This window comes from Acidovorax sp., from assembly GCF_046339755.1.
Classification (GTDB): Bacteria; Pseudomonadota; Gammaproteobacteria; order Burkholderiales; family Burkholderiaceae_C; genus Acidovorax.
In genome coordinates this window covers 1-23,454 of sequence record NZ_JBKDTZ010000011.1, presented here as the reverse complement: position 1 = coordinate 23,454, position 23,454 = coordinate 1, and the positions used below count along the sequence as shown (strand labels likewise).

Sequence of the window (23,454 nt, the reverse complement as noted above, 5' to 3'; positions counted from 1 at the left end):
GGGCGGGCTTAGAGGCATAGCCATCAGATGCAGGACCATTGCGGGAAAGCTCACGGCAAATGGAGGAGGCGGGCAATAGATCGCTGGCTTTAGCCCCGCTACAAAAGAGAATCCACTGTAAGGCTATCTTCTGTCTGCAAGTGCGTATATCGTGAAGTCATCTGTACAAATCACCGGGGTTTCAGGTGTTGTGCTTCAAGCCTAAGCACCTCTAAACAGAAAATTAAAGCTATTGTGATTATTAGGGTGCTATGTGCGGCCGAGTTAAAATATCCTCAAATCCTGCGCGATAGTACGCTTCAAACGCTTTGCGAAAAGATTCTCTTGCTTCGGCACCTGCTGATGCGCGGCGATTTAGAAGTGGATCGAGTCGTAGAATCAATTCATTCTCGATTTGGGTGTACGTCTCCAGGGACGCTGCGGCGAAGTATAGCCTAAACTGTGCTTCGGGATATTTCTCTAGTATGGTTTGCTGAAAGACTCGGATCTTGTAGTCATTGGGCGAGTGAGCCTGAAAATTCTTCATGTAGTCCGAGACGCGACGCGCTAGAGACTTCGTCTTTCCTACATAAATTCGATAATTGTGACCACCGGCGCCCATCGTCCAAAAGTAAACGCCTGGGCCATTTTGCACCCTGGCTGCGGCGGTACTAACGTCCTGCTTACTGACAATGGTGAGCCTTGCATCGGAAAGAACCAAAGCAAACCTAGTTTGAACGTCCGCCATTTGATCTGCACCGAGAGAAAACGGTTCAAGGCCTGGAAAATCTGCAATCGACATAAGGCATCACGGTACATTGAGAAATTTTTGGACTCGGTCGTGCGAATCGCCCGACAACTCTGGGACGGAGGCTCAGAATACGACCATCACTTTTTTGAACGGAAAGCGCACGCCTTCCGTCCCATCCACCCACGCATCCAGCTTGGGCATCACACCTTCGAACAACGCGCTCGCCTGCCATTGCGCCAGCCAGGCCTGCAACCGCGGCCACGGCTGCGCCGCCCACCAATCGGCATCGATGCCCGCAAACTGCCGCCAAAACGGCGCAATCGCCATGTCGGCCAGCGCAGCATGGTCGCCAAACAGAAACGGCTGGTCAGCCAGCCGCACTTCCAGCCCCTGCAGCCATTCCACAGCCTGCACACGTGCCAGCGCGCCATCGGCCTCGGGATACCGGCCCGGGTACTTGCACCGATCCAGCGCCTGTTTGAAGGGGCCATCACATTCGGCGATCAGCGCCAGCATGCCTGCCTCGTCCCCAAGGCTCGGCGTGAGCCAGCCTTCTGGATCGTTGCGCCCCAGCGCCCAGCGCATGATGTCCAGGCTCTGCTCCAGCACCTGGCCATCGGGCAGCACCAGCACGGGCACCGTGGCCTTGGGCGATGCCTGCAGCAGGCCCTGGGGCTTGGCGCGCAGCACCACCTCGCGCAGTTCGCACACCTGGCCGCTCACGGCCAGGGCCAGGCGGGCGCGCATGGCATAGGGGCAGCGGCGAAAGGAGTAGAGGACGGGCAGGGCGCTCATGCCGGCCCGCCTTCGTCCCCGCCGCCGCCCCCGCCGCGGGGCGGCGTACCCGGCTGGCGGGCGCCAATGTGTTCCTCGCCGCGTGCCTTGGCCAGTTGCATCTGCCGTTCGCGCTCTGCCAGGGCCTGTTCCTGCTCGGGCGTGCGGGTGCCGTGGCAATAGGGGCAGCTCACGCCGGCCACGTAGTGGGGCGATGCCAGTTCGGCTTCGCCCAGCGGCATGCGGCACGAGCGGCACAGCTGGTGGTGGCCGGGTGCCAGGCCGTGGCCTACCGACACGCGCTCGTCAAAGACAAAGCAGTCGCCATGCCACAGGCTTTCATCCTCGGGCACGGTCTCCAGGTACTTGAGGATGCCGCCTTGCAGGTGGTACACCTCGTCGAAGCCTTGCGACTTGAGCAGCGCGGTCGATTTCTCGCAGCGGATGCCCCCGGTGCAGAACATGGCCACGCGCGGCTTGCCTTCGAGCACGCCGCCGGGGGCGGACTGCTGGGCCACCCAGGCCGGAAACTCCGCAAAGATCCTGGTGTGCGCGTTGATGGCGCGCTCTAAGCTGCCAATGCCCACCTAGTAGTCGTTGCGCGTGTGGACCACGACCACTGCGGGGTCGGCGATCAGGGCGTTCCAGTCCTTGGGCTTCACATAGGTGCCGGCGTTGCGCGCGGGGTTCAGGCCGGGCACGCCCAGGGTCACGATCTCGCGCTTGAGGCGCACGCGCATGCGGTAGAAGGGCTGGCGATCGCCCAGGGCCTCCTTGTGCTGCAGCGCGGCAAAGCGCGCATCGCTGCGCAGCCAGGCCAGCACCGTGTGCACGCCTTCGGGCGGGCCGGCAATGGTGCCGTTGATGCCTTCGGTCGCCATCAGCAGCATGCCGCGCACGCTGTGGGTGTCGCACAACGCCTGCAGCGGGTCGCGCAGGTCTGCAAAGTCCGGCAAATCAACGAACTGGTAGAGGGCGGCGGTAAGGATGCGGGGGGTGACGGACTGCACGGAGGCGAGGTGTAAAACAGGACGGAAAGGCTGATGATAGCGGTCACTTTTGGTTACGATGGGTGGTCGCCAACGTTGCAGCCAGGGTCGCTTCATGAGCAAGGAATCCACCGTCCACCTTTTTCGCCGGCTCGAGCAGCTCAACGGCATTGGTGCGGCGCTTTCGCGCGAGCGCGACATCGACCGGCTGCTGGAGAACATCCTGGAGGCCGCCAAGGCCATCACCGGGGCCGACGGCGGCACCCTGTACAGCGTGACGGAGGAGGGCGATGCGCTGACCTTCGAGATCGTGCGCACCGATTCGCTTGACATCCGCCTGGGCGGCACCACGGGGCGGCCCATCGATTTTCCGCAGCTGCCGCTGCGCAACGCCGATGGCTCGCCCAACGATTCGCTGGTGGCGGCGTACGCGGCCATCCACGACCGCACGGTGAACGTGGGCGATGCCTACAGCGAAGAGGGCTTCGACTTCTCGGGCACGCGCCTGTTCGACCAGCGCACGGGCTACCGCTCCAAGTCGTTTCTCACCGTGCCCATGCGCAACCACGACCGCGAACTCATCGGCGTGCTGCAGCTCATCAATGCGCGCGACCCCGAGACGGGCGAGGTCACAGAGTTCTCGGTGGCAGACCAGAGCCTGGCCGAATCGCTGGCCTCGCAGGCGGCCATTGCGCTGACCAACCGGCTGCTCATCACCCAGCTCGAACGCCTGTTCGAGTCGTTCGTGAACCTGATCAATCTGGCCATCGACGAAAAATCGCCCTACACCGGCGGCCACTGCCAGCGCGTGCCGGCGCTGACCATGATGCTGGCCGAGGCCGTGAACGCCACGCAGGAAGGGCCGCTCGCTGGCTTCACCATGACCGAGCGCGACCGCTACGAGCTCAAGATGGCGGGCCTGCTGCACGACTGCGGCAAGATCACCACGCCCGTGCACGTGGTGGACAAGGCCACCAAGCTGCAGACCCTGTACGACCGCATCGGCCTGGTGGACACGCGCTTCGAGGTGCTCAAGCGCGATGCCGAGCTGGCCGCGCTGCGCCGCCAACTGGCGCTGCGCCCCGTGGTGGACGCCGCTGCCGAGGCACAGGAGCTGCAGGGCCTGCAGCACAGCATCCACACGCTGGAGGAAGAGCGCGAGTTCATGCGCCGCTGCAACCAGGGCGCCGAGGCCATGCGCGCCGAAGACCAGCAGCGCGTGCGCGATATCTCGGCCGCGCGCCAGTGGCGCAACCCGCAGGGCGTGCAGACCAGCTTTCTCACGGCCGAGGAGGTGGAGAACCTGACCATCCGCTCGGGCACCCTCACGCAGGCCGAGCGCGACACCGTCAACTACCACATCGTCGCCACCATCAAGATGCTGGAGACGCTGCCCTGGCCGCGCCACCTCAAGAACGTGCCCGAGTACGCGGGCGGCCACCACGAGCGCATGGATGGCAAGGGCTACCCACGCGGCCTCACGCGCGACCAGATGTCGGTGCAGGCGCGCATGATGGGCATTGCCGACATCTTCGAGGCGCTCACGGCCGCCGACCGGCCCTACAAGAGCGGCATGACGCTGTCGCAGGCGCTGGCCATCATGTGCAAGATGCGCGACAACGGCCACATCGACCCCGACCTGTTCCAGGTGTTCGTGCGCGAGGGCGTCTATGCGCGCTATGGCAAGGAATTTCTGGAGCCCGCCCAGGTGGACGAAATCCCGGCCGAGGTGATCGCCAAGGCCCTGGGCTGAGCCTTCATCCGACTTGCGCCATCAACCAGCGGTGGAATGCCTCCATCGCCGGGCTAGGCGTGCGCGACTTAAGCCGCGTAAGCCAATAGGCGCCGTGCTGCAGCTCCAGCGCAAACGGGCGCACCAGCCGCCCCTGTTGCAGCTCGCGTGTGAACATGCTCACCGGCAGCAGCGCCACGCCGGCACCTTGCACGGCGGCTTCGGCCAGGGTGAGGGACGAATCGAACACGGCGCCGCGCACCACGGGGCAGGGTGCGCCGGCAGCGTCGAACCAGGCGGCCCATTCGTCCACGCGGTAGGTGCGCAAGAGCGGCTGGCGCGCCAGGTCGGCCGGGTGGCGCAGGTGGTGTGCCAGGGCGGGGGCGCACATGGCCGTCATGGGGGCGTGCAATATGCACTGCGCCTCGGTGCCGTGCCAGGCACCGTCGCCGAAGCGGATGGCGTAGTCCAGACCCTCGCCAGCCATGTCCACTCGGTTGTTGTGCGTCAGCAGGCGCAGGTCCACAAACGGGCAGGCGTGCTGAAAGTCGCGCAGCCGCGGCAGCAGCCAGCCCACGGCAAAGGTGCCCACCACGCCCACGGTGAGCACCTCGCGCGGGCGCGCATCGCTCATGTGCTCCAGGGCTGCGGCAATGCGCTCGAAGGCCTCGCTCAGCACCGGCAGCAGCGCGTGGCCTTCGTCTGTGAGCGCCAGGCCCCGGGGCAGGCGGCGAAACAGCGGCTTGCCCAGCCGGTCCTCGAGGTTGCGGATGTGCTGGCTCACGGCTGTCTGGCTCACGTGGAGCTCGTCGGCGGCGCGCGTCAGGTTCAGGTGGCGGGCCGACACCTCGAAGGCGCGCAGGGCGTTGAGCGGCAGGTGCATGGAAAAAAGTATCCAGAAGTTTTTCTTGGGTCTGCGGGCGATTATTGTCGATGGTGCTTTGCCGGCGACCTGGGTATCGTTGCACCCATTCCTGACAACCACTTCATAAGTAATCAAATGCAACGACGAGACTTCGTGGCCGCCTTCGGCCTCCTTCCCCTGGCCACCTGGGCCCAGACCAGCCCGCAGAAAAACAGTGCCTCGCCGGCCGATACCGCGTGGCAGGCAGCGCTCAAGCGCATCGAGGCCAGCGTGGGCGGCCGTGTGGGCGTGGCCGCGCTCGACACCCATACCGGCCGGCAGATCGCGCACCGGGGCGGCGAGCGCTTTCCCATGGCCAGCACCTTCAAGCTGCTGCTGGCCGCGCAGACGCTGCGCCGCGTGGACCAGGGCCACGACAAGCTGGACCGCCGCATCACCTACGCCAAGAAGGACCTGGTGGCCTACTCGCCCGTGACCGAGCCGCACGCCGATGGCGCAGGCCTCACGGTGGAGGAGCTCTGCGCCGGCACCATGACCTTGAGCGACAACACCGCCGCCAACCTGCTGCTGGCGAGCAATGGCGGCCCGCCGGCCCTCACGGCCTATGTGCGCTCGCTGGGCGACAGCTTCACGCGGCTGGACCGCATCGAGCCCGCGCTCAACGAGGCCAAGCCCGGCGATCCGCGCGACACCACCACCCCCGTGGCCATGGTGCACTGCATCCAGGCCCTGGCGCTGGGCGAAGCCCTGTCGCCCGCCTCGCGCGAAAAACTGCAGGGCTGGCTGCTGGCCAACAAGACCGGCGACAAGCGCCTGCGCGCCCGCCTGCCCGAGGGCTGGAAGGCAGGGGAGAAAACCGGCACCGCATCGCGCGGCACCAGCAACGATGCGGGCGTGTTCTGGCCGCCCGAGCGCAAGCCTATCGTTGTGAGCTGCTACCTGACCGGCGGCGAGGCCCCGCCCGAACAGCGCGATGCGGCCATGGCCGAGATCGGCGCGCTGGTGGCGCAGTGGGCGCTGGCGGCGTAGGTCAGCCCAGTCAGCCCAGCAACTGCTTTGCGTGCATGGCCATCATCTTCTCTTCGTTGGCGGGGATGACCAGGGTCTCGAAGTTGCCCAGCATGGGCAGCCGGGCCAGGATGGCGGCGCGCACGGTGTCGGCGTTCTCGCCGATGCCGCCGGTGAACACCATCGCATCGATGCCGCCCATGGACACCGCCAGCATGGCCGTGTACTGCGCTACCTTGAGAGCAAAGTAGTCGATGGCAAAGGCCGCCTGCGGGTCGGCGCTGGCCTGCAGGGCCTGCATGTCGCTGCTCACGCCCGACAGGCCCTTGAGGCCCGACTCCTGGTACAGCAGGTGCTCGACCTGGTCCGCATCCATGCCCAGTTCGCGCTGCAGGTAGAGCACGGCACCGGCATCGATGGCGCCGCTGCGCGTGCCCATGGGCAGGCCGTCCAGGGCGGTCATGCCCATGGTGGTGTCCACGCTGCGCCCGCCCTGCATGGCGCACAGGCTGGCGCCGTTGCCCAGGTGGGCGGCCACTACCCGGGCCTGGCCCAGGTCGGGGCGGGTGCGGGCCAAATCGTGGGCCAGCCATTCGTACGACAGGCCATGGAAGCCATAGCGGCGCACGCCCTGGTCGCGCAGCTTGCCGGGCAGGGCAAAGGCCTGGAACAGCGGGCCCATGCGCGCATGGAAGGCGGTGTCGAAGCAGGCGATGTCCAGCGCATGGCTGGCCAGGCGCTGCGATGCGGCAATGCCGGCCAGATTGTGCGGCTGGTGCAGGGGGGCCAGCGGGGCCAACGCCTGCAACTGGGCCAGGATCTCGGGGGTGACGACCACGGGCGCATGGAAGGCCGCGCCGCCATGCACCACGCGGTGCACCACGGCCGCCAGGCGCCAGCCGTCGTCGTGCTCGTCGATGAGGGCGATCACCGCCGCCATGGCGCTGTCGTGGTCGGCCGTAGGCAGGGCAGTGCGCACGGGGGCAGCCTCGGCATCGGCGAGATTGGCCGACAGCAGGCCGCTGGTGCCGATGCCCGTCACCTTGCCCACCATCAGCACCGACAGCGATTCGCGCTCGAATACCTGGAACTTGATGCTGGACGAGCCGACGTTGAGCACCAGCAGCACGGGGACCAGGGGCTGCGTCATTTGATCTGCCCCTTGCTGCGCGCATGGGCCAGCAGCAGGGCCACGGCGCAGGACAGCAGGCGCGCGCGCTGGCTGTCGGCCCGGCTGGTCAGGATGATGGGCACGCGCGCGCCCAGCACGATGCCGGCGGCCTCCGCCCCACTGAGGAAGATGAGCTGCTTGGCCAGCATGTTGCCTGCCTCGATGTTGGGCACCACCAGGATGTCGGCGTTGCCCGCGACCTCCGAGACAATGCCCTTGGTGCGGGCCGCCTCCACGCTGATCGCGTTGTCGAAAGCCAGCGGTCCGTCGATCAGGCAACCCGTGATCTGGCCGCGGTCGGCCATCTTGCACAGCGCGGCGGCATCGAGCGTGGCGACCATCTTCGGGTTGACGGTCTCCACCGCCGCCAGCACCGCCACCTTGGGCAGAATGTCCGCGCCGAACAGCGCATGCCAGAGATCGACGGCGTTCTGCACGATGTCCACCTTGGTGGCCAGATCGGGTGCGATGTTCACCGCTGCGTCGGTGATGAGGAAGGCCTTGGAATAGCTCTCCTGGTCGATCAGGAAGGCGTGGGAGATGCGCCGCTCGGTGCGCAGGCCGGCGTCGCTCTTCACCACCGCGCCCATCAGCTCGTCGGAGTGCAGCGAGCCCTTCATCAGCGCATCGACCTCGCGCGCCGCCGCCAGGGCCACGGCCTTTGCGGCCGCATCGTGGCTGTGCTCCGCATCGACCAACTGCCAGCCCGATATGTCCACCGACGCGGCTTCGGCCGCCTCGCGGGTGCGTGCGGCGGGCCCCACCAGCACGGGCGTGATCAGCCCATGCTGTTGCGCCTCCTGCGCGGCCTGCAGCACGTTGGCGGTGACCGCATGGACGATGGCGGTGCGCGCCGGTGCCAGCGTGCGGCAGTGGGCGAGCAGGGAGTCGGTATCAAAACTGTTCATCGTCCATCACAGAAGTTGAGGAAGGCACCAAGCGTACAGGGCACGGCCTCACCGGTGGCCCAATACCCATTCGGCAATGCCCGGCCAGGCGGCCTTGAGCGTTCCGCTGCCCATGAACAGGCCGATGTGCCCGCCGGGCACCAGCTTGCGCACAATCTGGTGCTTGGGCGTGCCGATCAGGTCGGCGGCGGCGAAGACCTGCTCGGGCGTGGTGATGTCGTCGGCCTCGCCGCCCAGCAGGTAGGTGGGGATGGTGATGTCGCGCAGCACCAGCGTGCGGCCCAGTCCGACGAACTGCCCCTTGGCAAAGCGGTTCTCCTTGAACAGCTGCTCGATGGCCTGCAGGTAGTAGGCGCCGGGCAGGTCCACCGGGTTCTCGTACCAGCGCTCAAACTGCTCGGTGCGGGCGACCTGGCTCCTGTCCTCGATATTCTGGTACAGCGTGGCGTACTTGTTGGCGTACTGCTCGGCCGGGTGCATGTTCTTCCAGCCGGCCAGCATCAGGCTGCCGCGCATCAGGCCCTGGCCTGCGGCCACCATGTCCCGGTAGGTCTGCAGCGGCAGGCTGTGCGCCAGGCGCTTGATCGGGCCATCGCCGGCATCGGTGTCGATGGGCGAGCCTGCGAGCACCAGGCTTTTGACCTTGCCGGGAAAGCGCGCCGCATACATGGCGCTCAGCCAGCCGCCCTGGCACAGACCCATAGGGCGTGTCATCACCCATTTCACCCCCGCGCTGGCCCCGGCATGCGGATGGATGCGCGAAGCGCGGCGCAGCCAACCGTGCGACAAAGCAGACGCCGCATGCCGGGGCCAGCCCGAAGGGAAAGCCTGCAGCGCGGCGCATTGCGGCGTTGCCCTTTGCTTGCGTAGTCGTGCTACGCGGCACTCAGGGCGCCTTGCAATGCACCGCGCTGCAGGCTTTCGCGGGTGTGAAATGGGTGATGACACGCCCTTGTGAACCTGGCCGCCCATGTCGTCCACCGCCACGTTGAGCTCGGCCAGGTAGGTGTCGATGTCGAAATAGCGCATGGCCGGCGTGGCGCTCTTCCAGTCGGTCACCAGCACGCGCGGCGCGCCAGCGGCCATGAGCACCTGCACCAGGCTCTGGCCAGGCGCATAGTCGGCAATGGTGGAGCTGTGCCCCGCGAACGGCGCGTCGACCAGGATGGGGATGCCCTGGGCCGTGCTGTCGGTGAACTCGCGCAGCCGCAGCGTGGCCAGTTCCAACCGCACCTGGTTGGGCGTGGCCCATGCGGGCTGGGGCGGGTGGTCGATGATGGCCGCCTCGGTGGCGAAGTCGGCGCTGCGCTGCATCAGCGCCAGGGCCTGCTCGCCCAGGTGCCAGGCGGCGGCCATGGGCCAGAAGAGGGGCACACTGTGCTCTGCAGGCAGGGGCGCTGCCGCGCCTGTGCCGTGCGAAACCTTGCCGTGGTCGGACATGGAAAAGCTCCCAGAAGGGTGCCCCGCGGAGGGCGGCGCACGGGACACCTGTTGCGGTGCAGCAAACAGCTTAACATGGGCATGTGGCACCTTTCCTGGTGCCGCGCCCCCACCCCGATGGAGACCCTTGCATGGACCACGAAGAGCGATTCACCGCCTCTCACTGGGAGGAGTTGCTGCAGCAGATCGACCTGGAGGTCGACCAGATGGCCATCGTCTGCCAGGTGCCGCTGGCCGAGCCGGGGGTGGCCGAACGTGTGCTGGCCAACGACAATTTCGTGGCCGGCCACGAGAACGCAGCGGCCTTCAAGAAGCTGCGCGGCCTGCTGGCCATGCACTACGCGGTCACACGTCAGATGGTGGGCGAACTGGGGGGCGATGCCACGGTGGCCATTGCCGAGCATGTGCGCCAGCACCTGGCGCCACGCATCGGGCACCAGTTGGATGCGCCGGAGAAAAGGGAAACCTAGCGTTACTAGAGTTTCTTGACCAGCACCTGGCTGCGCCGGTCCCAGTTGTACTTGCGCTTGCGTGCGTCGGGCAGCCAGTCTGGGTCTACGGATTGGAAGCCGCGCTTGATGAACCAGTGCATGGTGCGCGTGGTCAGCACGAAGATGCTCTCCAGCCCGGCGGCACGGGCGCGCTGCTCGATGCGCTTGAGCAGTTTTTCGCCATCGCCCGTGCCCTGGCTCTGCGGCGACACGGTGACGGCGGCCATCTCGGCCGTCTTGGCCTCGGGGTAGGGATACAGCGCCGCGCAGCCAAAGATCACGCCATCGTGCTCGATGATGGTGTAGGCGGCGATGTCGCGTTCGATCTCGGTGCGGTCGCGCTTGACCAGGGTGCCGTCTTTCTCGAAGGGCTCGATCAGCTGCAGGATGCCGCCCACGTCGTCGATGGTGGCTTCGCGCAGCTCCTCGAGCTTTTCGTCGATCACCATGGTGCCGATGCCGTCGTGCACATACACCTCCAGCAGCAGCGAGCCGTCCACCGCGAACGGCAGGATGTGGCTGCGCTCCACGCCGGCCTTGCAGGCCTTGACGCAGTGCTGCAGGTAAAAGCCGGTGTCGGTGGGGTTCTGCGCGGTGGGCAGGGTGGCCAGCAGGGCCTGGGCGGCGGCCAGCGGCAGCTCGGTGTCGATGGGGTTGTCCTCGCCCTCGGGCTCGCCGGGCTGCATGCGGATGCCGGGCACCTCGGTCAGGAAGATCAGCTTGTCGGCGCGCAGCTCGATGGCCACGCTGGTGGCCACTTCTTCCATGCTCAGGTTGAAGGCCTCGCCCGTGGGCGAGAAGCCGAACGGTGACAGCAGCACCAGTGCACCCATGTCCAGCGTGCGCTGGATGCCGGCCACGTCCACCTTGCGCACCAGGCCCGAGTGCTGGAAGTCCACCCCGTCCATGATGCCCACGGGCCGCGCCGTGAGGAAATTGCCCGAGATCACGCGCACCGTGGCACCGGCCATGGGGGTGTTGGGCAGGCCCTGGCTGAAGGCGGCTTCGATCTCATAGCGCAGCTGGCCCGCGGCCTCCTGCGCGCAATCGAGCGCCACCGAGTCGGTGATGCGGATGCCGTGCGAGTACTTCGCCGCATGGCCCTTGGCGGCCAGTTGCTCGTTCACCTGGGGGCGAAAGCCGTGCACCAGCACGATCTTCACGCCCATGGCCTGGATCAGCGCCAGGTCCTGCGCAATGCTGTGCAGCTTGCCCGCGGCGATGCCTTCACCCGTCAGCCCGATCACGAAGGTCTGGTTGCGGAACTTGTGGATGTAGGGCGCCACCGAGCGGAACCAGGGCACAAAGGTGAAATTGAAGACGGCGGACATGGGCAGCTGCTAGGGGTGGGGCGACCGGTGTAATAAGGATATCGGCAGGCGCGCATCATAAGGGCGTACCCCGCCCCCTGCTGCGAGGCGCATCACACACCCTTGCGGAACGCCCCCAGTTTGGCGGCAAACGGCTCCAGCACCAGGCCTTCATCGGGCAGGCCGCCCGGTGCCGGTGGCGCCAGGGCAATGCCGCAGTCCTTGAGCAAAGCCACCATCTCCACCGGGGCGATGGTGCCCTGGCGCAAGAGCGCATCCACCGTGCGGCCCAGGGCCTCGCGGTGGGTCTGCAGCAACTCCTGGGCGCGGCGGTACTGCTGCTGCATCAGCGCTTCGATGGCGTCGTTGCTCGGCCCCACGTCGGTGTTGACGTGGTTGTCCATCTCCACCGTTACGTCGGTGCGGGCCAGCCGTGCGCCAAAGCCGTGGTGGCGGATGTAGCGCGCCGCATCGGCCGTCACCTGCTTGTAGTCCTGCTCGGCGCCGGTGGTACAGGCCATCTCGCCAAACACCAGCTCCTCGGCCACGCGTCCGGCCAGGCCCACGCACATCATGTCGAGCACGTTCTGCCGCGTGGTGGCCTTGAGGCTGGAGAAGCTGTTGTACCCGCCCTCGAAGGAAGCGATGTTGATCTTCACCTCCTGCGGCGCGTGGCCGAACAGCACGCAGTACGCCAGGCCGTGCCCGGCCTCGTGCACTGCCAGCAGGGCGCGGAAGTCGGCGTTGGCGCGCTGCTTGAGCCGGTTGAGCTCCAGCACCACCGGGAAGGTGGTCTGCGCCACGCCTTGCGGCCCCTGGCCCTGCACCAGTAGGTGGCGCTTGCCGGGCGCCAACTGGATGGGAAACTCCTGCGCCAGCGGCAGTTGCTCCTGCAGCACCCACAGCGCGGCGTTGACCAGGTTGGCGCTCAGGATGGCGTGCACCGAAGAGAACAGCGGCCGCGTGCCCTGGGCCGGGAAGACGGCGTTGGCATACAGCTCGTCGAGCACGTCCTGCCCGATGGCAAAACGCACGCCGCATTGCGCGGCGATGTCGTCCACATAGCGCGCACACAGGTTGCGGATGAGCTGCTCGTAGGTGGCCTTGCTGAACGAGGGGTAGACCACATGCCCGTTGCCCAGGCGCGCGATCTGCTCGGGCTTGAAACGCTCGCCCAAGGCCTTCTTCACGTCGATCAGCGAGAGCTTGCGCGTCAGGCGGTGGAAGATGTCGGCGTCGGTATCGCAGTCCTCCACGCGCTGGGCGGTCTCGTGGTACATCTCGTCCAGGTTGCCGCAGACGAAGACCAGGAGCTTGCTGTAGTCGGTCTCCCAGGCGTGGTGCGACTGCTGGAAGCGCGTGAACAGCGCCTGCACCTTGGCCGGCGGCCACTGCATGACCTCGGCCAGGGGCTCCTGCAGCTTGAGCATGCGCTTGAGTTCCTGCGCGTCCCAGGCGTCGAGCTGGAAGCGGTAGGGCGCCTTGCCTGCGCGCGCGTCGTCGTCGCCGTCGTCGGCGCGCTCAGCCTCGTAGTGCGCGTCGGCCAGCTTGCGCTCGATGTTGGACAGTGCGCTCAGCGCGGGCGGCAGGCGCCCATCGGAGAGCAGGGTCCAGACGTCCTGGTAGCGCTCGACCTTGACGTCCTCGCCCTTGCGGTCCACGGTGCGAAAGCGCTGGAACTCGTCGAGCACCAGGATGCCGGGCGCACCCTCGGTGATGCCCGAGTCGCCCAGCATGCCCGAGATGGTGGAGCTGCGGTAGCTGGCGCCGTGGCTGAAGCCGTCCATCTGCACTTCCACGAAGCGGTCGTAATAACCCAGCAGCTGCGCCAGGCGCCGCGTGAGCTGGGTCTTGCCGGTGCCGGTCAGGCCCCACAGGCAGACAATGACCGGCCGCGTGATGAGCTGGGGCAGCACGTACCAGGCGCGCACGGCATCGATGACGCGGTCGATCAAGTCGTCGATGCCCACGAGCTCGGCCTTGAGCTGCACGGCCGCCTGGGCCAGGGCCTGCTGGCGCACGGCCAGGTCCGCGGCGCTCACGGCGCCCGCCAGTTCCGGCCCGCCGTGGGCGTGCACAGGGGCCGGCGCGGCATGCGCGGCGATGGTGGGCGCCCCGCCCGCAGCCAGGGCGGCGGTGGGGTGCAGGGGGTGCCGCAGGTGGGGCGGCACGTCGTTGGAAAATGGATTCATATCGTCAATCAATCGCTTTGCAGCTTGCCTTGGGTCGCCTTGCGCAGGGCGACGTTGTCCGCGCGGCGCTGGGCCCCGCGGCTGCGTATGTGCTTGCCTGCCGCGCTGGACAGGCTGCGCTGGGCCAGCGCGGTGGCCACAGGGTTTCGGGGCGGGCCCGAGGATTCGAGCTTCAGCACCAGGGGCTGCTTCATGCGGCGCAGCTTCTTGATTTCACCCTGGGCGTAGGCTCGGGACAATTTTTGGGCACTCATGTGTGCGTTCCACAAACAAAAAACCCCGGCGATGGAGCCAGGGCTTGTGGAGCGCCGCACTGGGTGCGAAAGAGCGCTTGTTGGCCGTGGCTGGACTCGTGAATGCACAGTCCAGCCGGGGCGGTGGACTGTGGTCAGGCGGGAGCGAACAAGGGAACCAACATAGCGATGACCTCCAGGGCTTTCAGCGGCGGCCGACATGGCGCTGCAGGGCTGAAAGAAAGAAGACGCGATTGTGGCGAGCCGCGCCGCCCGTGGCAAGCCGCAGCCACAGCGAAGGCCATCAACTGTCGCGTGAAAGGAACAGTGCCGGGCCGGGCGGGTTGGGTTCAGTCGCCCTGGCGGTAGAGGCTGCCCGCGGCGTACAGCCACTCCTGCTGGTCCTGCGTCTGCACGACCAGCTCGACCAGGTCGCGCCCGGCGTTGAGCGGCACCCGCACCGCCATGCCGGCGCGGTCGGCCGAGAGGGGTAGCAGGAACTGCCGGTCGTCCCAGAACAGATAGCCGCGCAGTTCGGGCAGTTCCCGCAGGGTGGCGGTGGCCTTGCCGCCAAGCGCCAGCAGCATTGATTCGGGCGCCTCGTTGGCCAGGATCCAGGTGCTGTCCAGGCGGTCGGCCCAGGCGGCGGGCAGCGGGGCGCTGGCGCGCGGCATCTGCTCGGCCATGGGGGTGGTGGTCCAGTAGTGCCCGGCGCCCGCAGGTTCGCGCGACATCAGGTAGCGCCTGCCTTCAGCTTCTTCCCAGCGGTAGTGCGTGCCGGGCCTGGCATCGGACCACCACCAGCCATCGCTGCGCAGGCGCAGCCCTTCGCTCAGCGGTTCCCAATCCCTGAGCGCGGCGGACCACACCCAGAGGTCGATCTGCTGGCCGTCGGCCGAGAGCACCTTCAAGGGCTTGGCCGCCCGGCCATAGATGCCGAGCACGGCTTCGACGGCCGTGGACGAGGACGTGGCCGTCGGCGGCACGGTGGTGCTCACCTTGGGCGGCAGGGCCTGGAGCTGGCCTGTCTCCTGCAGGGCCCGCAGCAGAATGCCTTCGGCGATGGGGCCGGGACGAAACCCCGGCGCATTGCCCGTGAGCAGCAAGGCCATGCCGGCCTGGGGCAGCACATGGAACTCGCTGGCGTAGAAATTGGTTTCACCGCTCTTGTGCCAGGCCCGCACGCCGGCAGCGGCGAGGCCCGGCTGCCGGGTGCTGTCCCAGCCCAGGCCCCAGTGCCAGTCGGGCGTGAGGTCGATGCGCATGCCCTGGTTCTGGTCGCTGCCCATCTCCAGCACACCGGCCTTGGAGACCACGCGCTGCCCATCCTGCTCGCCGCCCTGGATCAGCAGGGCGGCCAGCCGCATCATGTCGCCCGGCGTGGTGCACAGGCCGCTGGTGGCGTAGCCCATCACGAATTCCTGGCCCTGGCGGGCAGGGCCGATGTAGCCGGGCGCGAAACTGCCTTCGGGCAGGGGCTGCAGCGTGAAGCCCGAGCGGCCCATGCTCAGCGGGGTGAGGATGGTGGACTGCACGAAGGTGGTGTAGCTCTGGCCCGTGACCGCCTGCACGATGCGCTCGATGAGGGTGAAGCCGTCGTTGCAGTACACCGCCATGGCCCCGGGGGGGTGCTTGAGGTGCAAGTCGGCCAGCGCGGCTTCCATCCCGGCCGCGTAGCCGGGCAGCGGGGCAAAGGCGAACATGTTGTGCAGGTAGGTGCCGGGCAGGCCCGAGGCGTGGCTCAGCAGGTGGCGCACGGTGATGTCGCGGTAGCCGGGCGACAGCATGCTGAACCGCGGCAGGTAGCGCACCACCTGCGCATCGAGCTGCACCAACTGGCGGTCCACGAGGATCATCACGGCCAGCGCCGCAAGCACCTTGCTGACCGAGCCGACGTTGAACCGCGTTTCCGGCGTCGCGGGTGTGGCCGGGCTGTCGCGCAGCACCCCGAAGGCCTCCTGCCAGACGATGCGGTCGCCGTACATCACCGCGATCGAGGCGGCCCGTGTCTCGCTGGCCTTCATGGCCTGGCGGATCTCGCGGCGCCCCCAGGCCATGGTGGCATCGAGGTTGGGCGGGGGAGACCCGCTGCCGCCGCAACCCGCCAGCCACGGCGCAAGCGCCGCCGTGCCGGTCCATGCCAGCCATTCGCGGCGCGATGGGGGGGGCGGCTGCGGGTCCGGGGAGGGCGTGGAAGCAGGGGGCTGCAAAGGCATGCGGGAGTTTTTTGGCTGCGCGCGGCGTGAAGATGTGGCCGGGGGTGATTACATCCTGAAAACCACCCCCTTCAGCCCTTGCTCGGGGTCGGCACGGGTGGCTTTTTTTGCACGACAGCCGTCCATGGGGCTGGCGCGCATGGCCGGTGTTGCACGGGGCCAACGCAGGCCTCGGATAATGCAGGCCTTCATGACCGACTCCACGCCTTCCATTTCCCCGCCTGCCGTCCCGCGCGCAGCGCCGCTGCGCATCACGTTTCCCGAATCCCTGCCCGTCTCGGGCAAGCGCGACGAGATCATGGAGGCCATGCGCCGTCACCAGGTCGTCATCGTCTGCGGCGAGACCGGCTCGGGCAAGACCACGCAGCTGCCCAAGATCGCGCTGGCCCTGGGCCGGGGCAAGTGCAATGCGCCCGCGGGCCAGAAGGGCCAGTTGATAGGCCACACCCAGCCGCGCCGCATTGCGGCCAGCAGCGTGGCCAAGCGCATTGCCGAGGAACTGGAGACCCCGCTGGGCGACGTGGTGGGCTTCAAGGTGCGCTTCCAGGACCGGCTCTCGCGCGACGCCTCGGTCAAGCTGATGACCGACGGCATCCTGCTGGCCGAGACGCAGACCGACCCGCTGCTCAAGGCCTACGACACCATCATCATCGACGAGGCGCACGAGCGCAGCCTGAACATCGACTTCCTGCTGGGCTACATCCGCCAGATCCTGCCGCGCCGGCCGGACCTGAAGGTGGTGGTGACCTCGGCCACCATCGATGCGGACCGGTTTGCCAGGCATTTCGAGTCCAGCAAGGGCCCCGCGCCGATCATCTATGTGTCCGGGCGCACCTTTCCGGTGGAGCAGCGCTGGCGCCCGTTCGAGGAAACGCGCGACCATGGCCTCAACGAAGCCATCGCCGATGGGGTGGACGAGCTGTGGCAGGGCAATGCCTCGGGCGACATCCTGATCTTCCTGCCTGGCGAGCGCGAGATCCGCGAGGCGGCCGACCACCTGCGCAAGCACCTGTCGCACCACCCGGTGTTGCGCAGCGCCGAGGTGCTGCCCCTGTTCGCGCGCCTGTCGCAGGACGAGCAGGACCGCATTTTCGACGGCCACACCGGGCGGCGCCTGGTGCTGGCCACCAACGTGGCCGAGACTTCGCTCACGGTGCCCGGCATCCGCTATGTGATCGATGCGGGCACGGCCCGGGTCAAGCGCTACAGCTTTCGCAGCAAGGTGGAGCAGCTGCTGGTCGAGCCCATCAGCCAGGCCGCCGCCAACCAGCGCGCGGGCCGCTGCGGCCGGGTGGCCAATGGCATCTGCATCCGCCTGTATGACGAGGCGGACTTCAATGCCCGGCCGCGCTTCACCGACCCCGAGATCCTGCGCAGCTCGCTGGCCGGCGTCATACTGCGCATGAAGTCGCTGCACCTGGGCGACGTGGTGCAGTTCCCGTTCATCGAGGCGCCCTCGGGCCGCGCCATCGCCGACGGCTACCAGCTTCTGGGCGAACTGGGCGCCGTGGACGATGCCAACGAGCTCACGCCCATGGGCGTGGAGCTGTCGCGCCTGCCGCTGGACCCCCGCGTGGGCCGCATGATTTTGGAGGCGCGCGACCGCAAGGCGCTGGACGAGGTGCTCATCATCGCCAGTGCGCTCAGCGTGCAGGACGTGCGCGACCGCCCCATGGAGGCCCAGCAGCAGGCCGACCAGGCGCACGCCAAGTTCGACGACGAGAAAAGCGAGTTCAGCGGCTACCTCAAGCTGTGGAAGTGGATCAACGAGGCCCGGGGTGGGGCGCCCACGCTGCCCTCGGCCCGCGCGCAAAAAGCCATGGCCAACCAGCGCGCGCCCTCGCACGCCCATCTGCCGGTGGCACAGCGTTCGGTGGCAGCCGCTGCTGCACCCGTGGCCGCTGTCGCCAGTGCGGCTGCACCCACGCACAAACTGAGCAACCGCCAGTACGAGCAACTGCTGCGCCAGAACTTCATCAGCATCCGCCGGCTGCGCGAGTGGCGCGACATCCACACCCAGCTGCTCACGGTGGTGACCGAGCACAAGTGGGCCATCAACACCCAGCCCGCGAGCTACGAGCAACTGCACCTGTCCATGCTGGCGGGGCTGCTGGGCAACATCGGCGCCAAGGGCGAAGAGGAAGACTGGTACCTGGGTGCGCGCGGCATCAAGTTCTACAAGCACCCGGGTGCCCACCTGTCCAAGAAGCCCGGCCGCTGGATCGTGGCGGCCGAGCTGGTGGAGACCACGCGCCTGTTCGGCCGGGGCATTGCCGCCATCGAGCCGCAGTGGCTGGAACAGGTGGGCGGCCACCTGCTCAAGAAGCAACTGCTCGACCCGCACTGGGAGAAGAAGTCGGCCGAGGTCACGGCGCTGGAGCGTGCCACGCTCTACGGTATCGTGATCTACAGTGGCCGGCGCATCAATTTCGGCAAGATCGACCCGCATGCCGCGCGCGAGATCTTCATCCGCGAGGCGCTGGTGGGCGGCAACTGGGAGAGCAAGCTGCCCTTCCTGGCCGCCAACCAGAAGCTGATCGCCAAGGTCGAGGAACTGGAACACAAGTCGCGCCGCCAGGACGTGCTGGTGGACGACGAGCTGATCTACGCCTTCTACGACCAGCAACTGCCGCCCGATGTGTGCAGCGGCCACGGCTTCGAGGCCTGGTACCGCGAGGCCTCGCGCCAAAATCCCGATCTGCTCAAGCTCACGCGCGAAGAGCTCATGCGCCACGAGGCGGCGGGCATCACCAGCAACGCCTTTCCCAAGACCGTGCGCCTGGGCGGGGTGGACTGCGCCGCCACCTACCTGCACGAGCCGGGCGACCCGCGCGACGGCATCACCGTGACCATTCCGCTGTTCGTGCTCAACCAGGTGAACGACGAGCGCTGCGAGTGGCTGGTGCCCGGCATGCTCAAGGACAAGATCCAGGCCCTGCTCAAGAGCCTGCACCAGCGCCCGCGCAGCCGCTTCGTGCCGCTGCCCGAGAACGCCGCGCGCCTGGCCGAGCTGCTGGGTGCGCCCGAGCGCTTCGGCCAGGGCGGACTGACCGATGTGCTGCTCAAGCAGGTGCGCGACGAGACCTCGCTGGACGTGAAGCGCGCCGACTTCAAGCTCGACATGCTCAGCCCGCACCTGTTCATGAACTTCCGCGTGGTGGACGAGCATGGCCGCCAGCTCGGCCATGGCCGCAACCTCGGTGCCCTGAAGGCCGAGTGGGGCGCCAAGGCGCGCGGCGCCTTCCAGGCACTGGCCGGGCTCAAGCTGGCTGCTGGTGCCCCTGCGCCCCAGGCGCTTGCCCCGGCTGCGCCCGCACCCGGCATGGGGGCTGCGGCAAGGGCACCGGCTGCGCCTGCGCAGGCGCCCGCCAAGCCCGCCGCCCCGGCCGGCCAGCGCTACACCGCCTGGACCTTCGGCGAGCTGCCCGAGCTGATGGAGATCCGAAAGGCCGGGCAGACGCTGATCGGCTTTCCGGCCCTGATCGACGGTGGCGATGCCGTGACCATCGAAGTGTTCGACGAGCCCGAGGTCGCGGCGGCCAAGCACCGCGCCGGCCTGCGCCGCCTGTTCGCGCTGCAGATCAAGGACGCGCTCAAGTACCTGGAGAAGAACATCCCCGACCTGCAGAAGATGGCCGTGGCCTACATGCAGGTGGGCCGCAATGCCGACGGTACGGGCGGCGGCACGCAGGAGGAGCTGCGCAACCAGATCATCGACGTGGCGCTGGACCGCGCCTTTCTGCTCGACCCGCTGCCCACCGACGAGTTCGCCTTCAAGCGCCGGATGGAGGAGGGCAGGGGTCGCCTGACCCTGATCGCCAACGAGGTGGCACGCCTGGCGGGCACCATCCTCATCGAGTTCGCGGCCGCCGCGCGCAAGATCAAGGACACCAAGAACGCCCCCGAGGCCACGCAGGACGCCCAGCAGCAGCTGGCCCGGCTGATGCCCAAGAACTTCATCGCCATCGCGCCCTGGACACAACTGGCCCACTACGCGCGCTACCTCAAGGCCATCACCCTGCGCCTGGACAAGTACCGCGCCGACCCCGCGCGCGACGCCGCCAAGCTGGCCGAGCTGCGTCCGCAGGAGCAGCGCTACTGGCGCCTGGTGGCCGAGCGCAAGGGCCAGGTGGACAGCCGCATGCAGGAGCTGCGCTGGCTGCTGGAAGAACTGCGCGTGAGCTTCTTCGCCCAGGAGCTGCGCACACCGCAGCCGGTGAGCGTGAAGCGGCTGGAAAAGCTCTGGGCGCAGGTCAATAGCTGAAGCGGGAGGGCATGCCGATCCGGTCTTTCCGATCGGCATGCTTTCAACGCATGGCGATGCATTACAATAAACATTCCATCCAGATGGTTTGTTTTTCCGCATGACCGAAGCCCACCGCCGCCAGAAGCACCCCGAACTGGTGCGCAGCCAGTTGCTGGCGGTCGTGCGCGGGCTGCTCGTGAGCGAGGGGCCCCATGCCGTCACGCTTGATGCGGTGTCGGCCCGGGCCGGCGTGACCAAAGGGGGGCTGCAGCACCACTTTCGCAGCAAACAGGCGCTGCTCGATGCCTTGAGCGACCAGTTGTTCGAGGAGTTCCAGCAGGGCTATGCCCAGGCATTGGCCCAGGAAGAGGAGGGCAGGCCGGGCCGGCATGCCCGCGCTTATATCCGCACGGCGTTCGACGAGGGCACCGATTGCAACCGGGTGGAGGCGCAGCGCGCCATCGGCCTGCTGGCGCTGACCTTGCCCCATTGCCGCGAGCAGTGGAGCGCAACGATGCAGGCCGCCCTGGCGCAGGATGGCGACGACCCTCGAACAGCCGACCGCCTGCTGGCCTGCCGCCTGGCGGCCGACGGCTACTGGTTCAGCCAGATGCTCGATGTGTACCCGATGGACGAGGCGCGCAAGGCCCGCGTGCTGAAGACCCTGCTGGATCTGTGCAACTGATCACCCTGTCAAAAGCGAGTACCCATGAATCTCACCACCGCCTACCTGTTGCTCGGCATTGCCATCGTTTCAGAAGTGATCGGCACCTCGGCGCTCAAGGCCTCCGAGGGGTTCACCCGCCTGGGGCCCAGCGCCATCACGGTCGTCACCTATGGCCTCTCGTTCTACCTGCTGTCGCTCACGCTCAAGACCCTGCCCGTCGGCATTGCCTATGCCATCTGGTCGGGCGTGGGCATCGTGCTGATCTCGGCCGTGGGCTGGGTGGTCTACGGGCAGAAGCTCGACCTGCCGGCGGTGGTCGGCCTCGGCCTGATCATTGCGGGCGTGCTGGTGGTGAATCTCTTTTCCAAGAGCGTGGGCCACTGAGCCCGCTCTTTCTTTCCTGATTTTCTGGTGATGCCATGACCGCTTCGTTCGCCTGCTCGTCCTCCGCTGCCACCTCGCCTGCGGTCGTGCCCATCATCGGCCAGACCCTGGCGCGGTCCGACGTGCTGGCCCTGTTGGAGCGCGGTGCCGGCCCACTGCATTTCGAGCAATGTGACTTCGAGAGCGCGGACCTGTCGCAGCTGGACTTGCGCGGGGCGCAGTTCACCGAGTGCACGCTGGCCGAGGCGTCTTTTGAAAAGACGAGCCTCGCCGACAGCCGCTGGCTGGGCTGCCGCGCCGGGCGGGCCAATTTCCAGCTGGCGGACCTGACCGACGCGCGCTGGTACCGCTGCGACCTGAACAACACCAGTTGGGCACGCAGCAAGCTCGGCTCTGCCGTGTTCGCCGAGGTCAAGCTTACCGGCGCAAGCTTTCGCGAGGCACACACGCTGGGCTTGGCGTTTCACGACTCGCTGCTGGTGGGCGCGGACCTGCGCGGCATGTCGTTCAGGAAGCAGACCATCGGCCAGCTCGACCTGTCCGATGCCGACCTGGGCGGCTGCGATTTCCGCGACGCGGTGTTCGAGGGTGGCAGCCTGCGCGACGCCAACCTCAAGAACGCGCGCTTCGATGGTGCCGACCTGCGCGAGGTCGATCTGTCCGGGCTGCGCATCGCCCACCTGGCGCAGTTCTTCAAGGGGGCGGTGATCTCGCAGGATCAGGCGGCAGCGCTGGTGAGCGAGCTGGGCGTGCGGGTGATGTAAGCCCGGCCGGCCGGGTCAGGCCTTGTTTTCGTGCTTGTGGATCTGGTCCGGCTCCGGCGAGAAAAGGTCCCAGGTCGCCATGAACAGTGCCGCGATCACCGGCCCGATCACGAAGCCCGTGAGGCCGAACAAGGCCAGCCCGCCCAGGGTGGAGATGAGCACGACGTAGTCGGGCATCTTGGTGTCCTTGCCGACCAGGATGGGGCGAAGGACATTGTCCACCAGGCCGATGACGCCAATGCCGTAGGCGATCAGCACGACACCTTGCCACACGGCGCCGGTGGCCAGGAAGTAGATGGCCACGGGCAGCCAGATGAGGCCTGCGCCCACGGCGGGCAGCAGCGACAGGACGGCCATGAGCACGCCCCAGAGCACGGGGCCCTGGATGCCCAGGATCCAGAAGATCAGCCCGCCCAGGGCGCCCTGCGAGGCTGCGACCACGATGTTGCCCTTGACGGTGGCGCGGATCACGGTGGTGAACTTGGTGACCAACTGGCGCTTGTGCTCGGTCTCGAGCGGAATGGCGCGGCCGATGCGCGCGCCCAGCGCCGCACCATCGCGCAGCAAGAAGAACAACAGGTACAGCATGATGCCGAAGCCCACCAGGAACTCGAGCGTGTTCTGGCCGATGCTGACGGCCTGGGTGGCGATGAACTGGCTGGCCTGCACCGCCACGGTCGATAGCCGCTCCTGGATCTGCGCCACCGAAGTGAGGTTGAAGCGGTCCAGCAGATTCACGGCCCACTGGGGCAGGGCGGCGATGACCTGCTGAAAGTAAAGGCCGAAATTGAGCTGCCCTGTGCGCGTGCGCTCGTAGATGGCGGTGGCTTCCTGGATCAGCGATATGGTGAGAAAGGCCACCGGCAGGATCACGATCACCAGGCACAGCCCCAGGGTGATCAATGCAGCCAGATTGGTGCGCGGGCGAAGGCGCCGCAGCACCTTGCGGTGCAGTGGTGCGAACAGGATGGCCAGCACCATGCCCCAGAACACCGCGCCGTGGAACTGCCAGAGGATGGCGCCGAAGGCCACGGTGACCAGCACCAGTAGCAGCAGGAAAGTCTTGTCTTGGAGTGTGTTGGGGCTCATTGGAACCTGTTGAGAACGTATACCCGCCCTATCGCGTGTACCCGCAATGTACGCGAGGTGCTGCGGCGCCCTGCATTTCCATGGCACGCGGATACATATGGGCTGCGCTTAGAACCTGTTTGCGATCTCCCAGGGGTCGCGCCGCGGGCCGGGCGGGGGGGGGGGGGTGCGCGGGGGGCAGCCCAAAACCCCGCGCATTGGCAGCCCCCCCCCCCCCCCCACCCCCCCCCCACGCCGCGGCCCGC

18 protein-coding genes and 1 pseudogene are annotated in these 23,454 nt (G+C 67.3%); 7 read left to right on the top strand and 12 right to left on the bottom strand.

The features are described 5' to 3' along the window. Positions 1–241 precede the first annotated feature (241 nt). From ACK59X_RS00950 to ACK59X_RS00940, 3 genes and pseudogenes are all read right to left on the bottom strand, one after another. Positions 242–781, bottom strand: coding sequence for a GIY-YIG nuclease family protein (locus ACK59X_RS00950; protein ID WP_409954581.1), 540 nt, complete (start codon positions 779–781; stop codon positions 242–244). Positions 782–853: 72 nt separating this feature from the next. Further along, the gene (locus tag ACK59X_RS00945) at positions 854–1,525 is read right to left on the bottom strand and encodes a glutathione S-transferase (RefSeq protein ID WP_409954580.1); all 672 of its coding nucleotides are present in this window, start codon (positions 1,523–1,525) and stop codon (positions 854–856) included. Next, positions 1,522–2,514, bottom strand: a pseudogene (locus tag ACK59X_RS00940) (rhodanese-related sulfurtransferase). The gene ACK59X_RS00945 and the pseudogene ACK59X_RS00940 overlap by 4 nt, the downstream one beginning before the upstream one ends. 94 nt (positions 2,515–2,608) lie before the next feature. On the opposite strand from ACK59X_RS00940, the gene ACK59X_RS00935 reads away from it, so the two are divergent. Continuing rightward, on the top strand, positions 2,609–4,246 hold the full coding sequence (locus ACK59X_RS00935) for an HD domain-containing phosphohydrolase (RefSeq protein ID WP_409954579.1): 1,638 nt from the start codon (positions 2,609–2,611) through the stop codon (positions 4,244–4,246). A 4-nt stretch (positions 4,247–4,250) separates the two neighbouring features. On the opposite strand, the gene ACK59X_RS00930 is transcribed toward ACK59X_RS00935, so the two are convergent. Beyond that, on the bottom strand, positions 4,251–5,108 hold the full coding sequence (locus ACK59X_RS00930) for a LysR substrate-binding domain-containing protein (RefSeq protein WP_409954578.1): 858 nt from the start codon (positions 5,106–5,108) through the stop codon (positions 4,251–4,253). 117 nt (positions 5,109–5,225) lie between these two features. On the opposite strand from ACK59X_RS00930, the gene bla reads away from it, so the two are divergent. Then, positions 5,226–6,119, top strand: a complete 894-nt coding sequence (gene bla / locus ACK59X_RS00925) for a class A beta-lactamase (RefSeq protein WP_409954577.1) — start codon at positions 5,226–5,228, stop codon at positions 6,117–6,119. 10 nt (positions 6,120–6,129) lie between these two features. On the opposite strand, the gene ACK59X_RS00920 is transcribed toward bla, so the two are convergent. The 3 genes from ACK59X_RS00920 to ACK59X_RS00910 are packed head-to-tail and all read right to left on the bottom strand — an operon-like array spanning position 6,130 to position 9,617. After that, positions 6,130–7,248 (bottom strand): acetate/propionate family kinase, encoded by a 1,119-nt coding sequence (locus tag ACK59X_RS00920; RefSeq protein WP_409954576.1) that lies wholly within the window; start codon positions 7,246–7,248, stop codon positions 6,130–6,132. Further along, a complete protein-coding gene (locus tag ACK59X_RS00915; RefSeq protein WP_409954575.1) occupies positions 7,245–8,177 on the bottom strand; it encodes a bifunctional enoyl-CoA hydratase/phosphate acetyltransferase in 933 nt (310 codons plus the stop codon). Before ACK59X_RS00915 ends, ACK59X_RS00920 begins: the two co-directional genes overlap by 4 nt. Before the next feature lie 48 nt (positions 8,178–8,225). After that, positions 8,226–9,617 (bottom strand): alpha/beta fold hydrolase, encoded by a 1,392-nt coding sequence (locus tag ACK59X_RS00910; protein WP_409954574.1) that lies wholly within the window; start codon positions 9,615–9,617, stop codon positions 8,226–8,228. A 131-nt stretch (positions 9,618–9,748) separates the two neighbouring features. On the opposite strand from ACK59X_RS00910, the gene ACK59X_RS00905 reads away from it, so the two are divergent. Continuing rightward, positions 9,749–10,087 (top strand): hypothetical protein, encoded by a 339-nt coding sequence (locus ACK59X_RS00905; RefSeq protein WP_409954573.1) that lies wholly within the window; start codon positions 9,749–9,751, stop codon positions 10,085–10,087. Positions 10,088–10,092: 5 nt separating this feature from the next. On the opposite strand, the gene argA is transcribed toward ACK59X_RS00905, so the two are convergent. From argA to ACK59X_RS00885, 4 genes are all read right to left on the bottom strand, one after another. Further along, on the bottom strand, positions 10,093–11,439 hold the full coding sequence (gene argA, locus ACK59X_RS00900; RefSeq protein WP_409954572.1) for an amino-acid N-acetyltransferase: 1,347 nt from the start codon (positions 11,437–11,439) through the stop codon (positions 10,093–10,095). A 92-nt stretch (positions 11,440–11,531) separates the two neighbouring features. Further along, entirely contained in the window at positions 11,532–13,610 is a 2,079-nt protein-coding gene (locus ACK59X_RS00895) for an AAA family ATPase (protein ID WP_409954571.1), read from the bottom strand. 8 nt (positions 13,611–13,618) lie between these two features. Further along, positions 13,619–13,864: a hypothetical protein gene (locus tag ACK59X_RS00890; RefSeq protein WP_409954570.1), complete on the bottom strand. Its 246-nt coding sequence runs from the start codon at positions 13,862–13,864 to the stop codon at positions 13,619–13,621. A 329-nt stretch (positions 13,865–14,193) separates the two neighbouring features. Continuing rightward, complete coding sequence (locus ACK59X_RS00885; protein WP_409954569.1) at positions 14,194–16,059, bottom strand: serine hydrolase domain-containing protein; 1,866 nt, start codon at positions 16,057–16,059, stop codon at positions 14,194–14,196. A gap of 190 nt (positions 16,060–16,249) precedes the next feature. Here ACK59X_RS00885 and hrpA point away from each other — a divergent pair, with 190 nt between their 5' ends. The 4 genes from hrpA (at position 16,250) to ACK59X_RS00865 (ending at position 22,120) form a co-directional block, all read left to right on the top strand. Further along, on the top strand, positions 16,250–20,323 hold the full coding sequence (gene hrpA, locus ACK59X_RS00880; protein ID WP_409954568.1) for an ATP-dependent RNA helicase HrpA: 4,074 nt from the start codon (positions 16,250–16,252) through the stop codon (positions 20,321–20,323). Between the two features lie 100 nt (positions 20,324–20,423). Next, on the top strand, positions 20,424–20,990 hold the full coding sequence (locus ACK59X_RS00875; RefSeq protein ID WP_409954567.1) for a TetR/AcrR family transcriptional regulator: 567 nt from the start codon (positions 20,424–20,426) through the stop codon (positions 20,988–20,990). Positions 20,991–21,014: 24 nt separating this feature from the next. Further along, positions 21,015–21,356, top strand: coding sequence for an SMR family transporter (locus ACK59X_RS00870; protein ID WP_409954566.1), 342 nt, complete (start codon positions 21,015–21,017; stop codon positions 21,354–21,356). Positions 21,357–21,391: 35 nt separating this feature from the next. Beyond that, positions 21,392–22,120, top strand: coding sequence for a pentapeptide repeat-containing protein (locus tag ACK59X_RS00865; protein WP_409954565.1), 729 nt, complete (start codon positions 21,392–21,394; stop codon positions 22,118–22,120). 15 nt (positions 22,121–22,135) lie between these two features. Here ACK59X_RS00865 and ACK59X_RS00860 read toward each other — a convergent pair whose 3' ends face one another. Then, entirely contained in the window at positions 22,136–23,209 is a 1,074-nt protein-coding gene (locus ACK59X_RS00860; protein ID WP_409954564.1) for an AI-2E family transporter, read from the bottom strand. Between the last annotated feature and the right edge of the window lie 245 nt (positions 23,210–23,454).

Coding starts and splice junctions, on each gene's coding strand:
- ACK59X_RS00890 (WP_409954570.1), bottom strand. CDS start 13,864: ATGAGTGCCCAAAAATTGTCCCGAGCCTACGCCCAGGGTGAAATCAAG.
- ACK59X_RS00935 (WP_409954579.1), top strand. CDS start 2,609: ATGAGCAAGGAATCCACCGTCCACCTTTTTCGCCGGCTCGAGCAGCTC.
- ACK59X_RS00930 (WP_409954578.1), bottom strand. CDS start 5,108: ATGCACCTGCCGCTCAACGCCCTGCGCGCCTTCGAGGTGTCGGCCCGC.
- ACK59X_RS00950 (WP_409954581.1), bottom strand. CDS start 781: ATGTCGATTGCAGATTTTCCAGGCCTTGAACCGTTTTCTCTCGGTGCA.
- bla (WP_409954577.1), top strand. CDS start 5,226: ATGCAACGACGAGACTTCGTGGCCGCCTTCGGCCTCCTTCCCCTGGCC.
- ACK59X_RS00945 (WP_409954580.1), bottom strand. CDS start 1,525: ATGAGCGCCCTGCCCGTCCTCTACTCCTTTCGCCGCTGCCCCTATGCC.
- ACK59X_RS00865 (WP_409954565.1), top strand. CDS start 21,392: ATGACCGCTTCGTTCGCCTGCTCGTCCTCCGCTGCCACCTCGCCTGCG.
- ACK59X_RS00920 (WP_409954576.1), bottom strand. CDS start 7,248: ATGACGCAGCCCCTGGTCCCCGTGCTGCTGGTGCTCAACGTCGGCTCG.
- ACK59X_RS00860 (WP_409954564.1), bottom strand. CDS start 23,209: ATGAGCCCCAACACACTCCAAGACAAGACTTTCCTGCTGCTACTGGTG.
- ACK59X_RS00885 (WP_409954569.1), bottom strand. CDS start 16,059: ATGCCTTTGCAGCCCCCTGCTTCCACGCCCTCCCCGGACCCGCAGCCG.
- ACK59X_RS00895 (WP_409954571.1), bottom strand. CDS start 13,610: ATGAATCCATTTTCCAACGACGTGCCGCCCCACCTGCGGCACCCCCTG.
- ACK59X_RS00910 (WP_409954574.1), bottom strand. CDS start 9,617: ATGTCCGACCACGGCAAGGTTTCGCACGGCACAGGCGCGGCAGCGCCC.
- hrpA (WP_409954568.1), top strand. CDS start 16,250: ATGACCGACTCCACGCCTTCCATTTCCCCGCCTGCCGTCCCGCGCGCA.
- ACK59X_RS00915 (WP_409954575.1), bottom strand. CDS start 8,177: ATGAACAGTTTTGATACCGACTCCCTGCTCGCCCACTGCCGCACGCTG.
- ACK59X_RS00905 (WP_409954573.1), top strand. CDS start 9,749: ATGGACCACGAAGAGCGATTCACCGCCTCTCACTGGGAGGAGTTGCTG.
- argA (WP_409954572.1), bottom strand. CDS start 11,439: ATGTCCGCCGTCTTCAATTTCACCTTTGTGCCCTGGTTCCGCTCGGTG.
- ACK59X_RS00870 (WP_409954566.1), top strand. CDS start 21,015: ATGAATCTCACCACCGCCTACCTGTTGCTCGGCATTGCCATCGTTTCA.
- ACK59X_RS00875 (WP_409954567.1), top strand. CDS start 20,424: ATGACCGAAGCCCACCGCCGCCAGAAGCACCCCGAACTGGTGCGCAGC.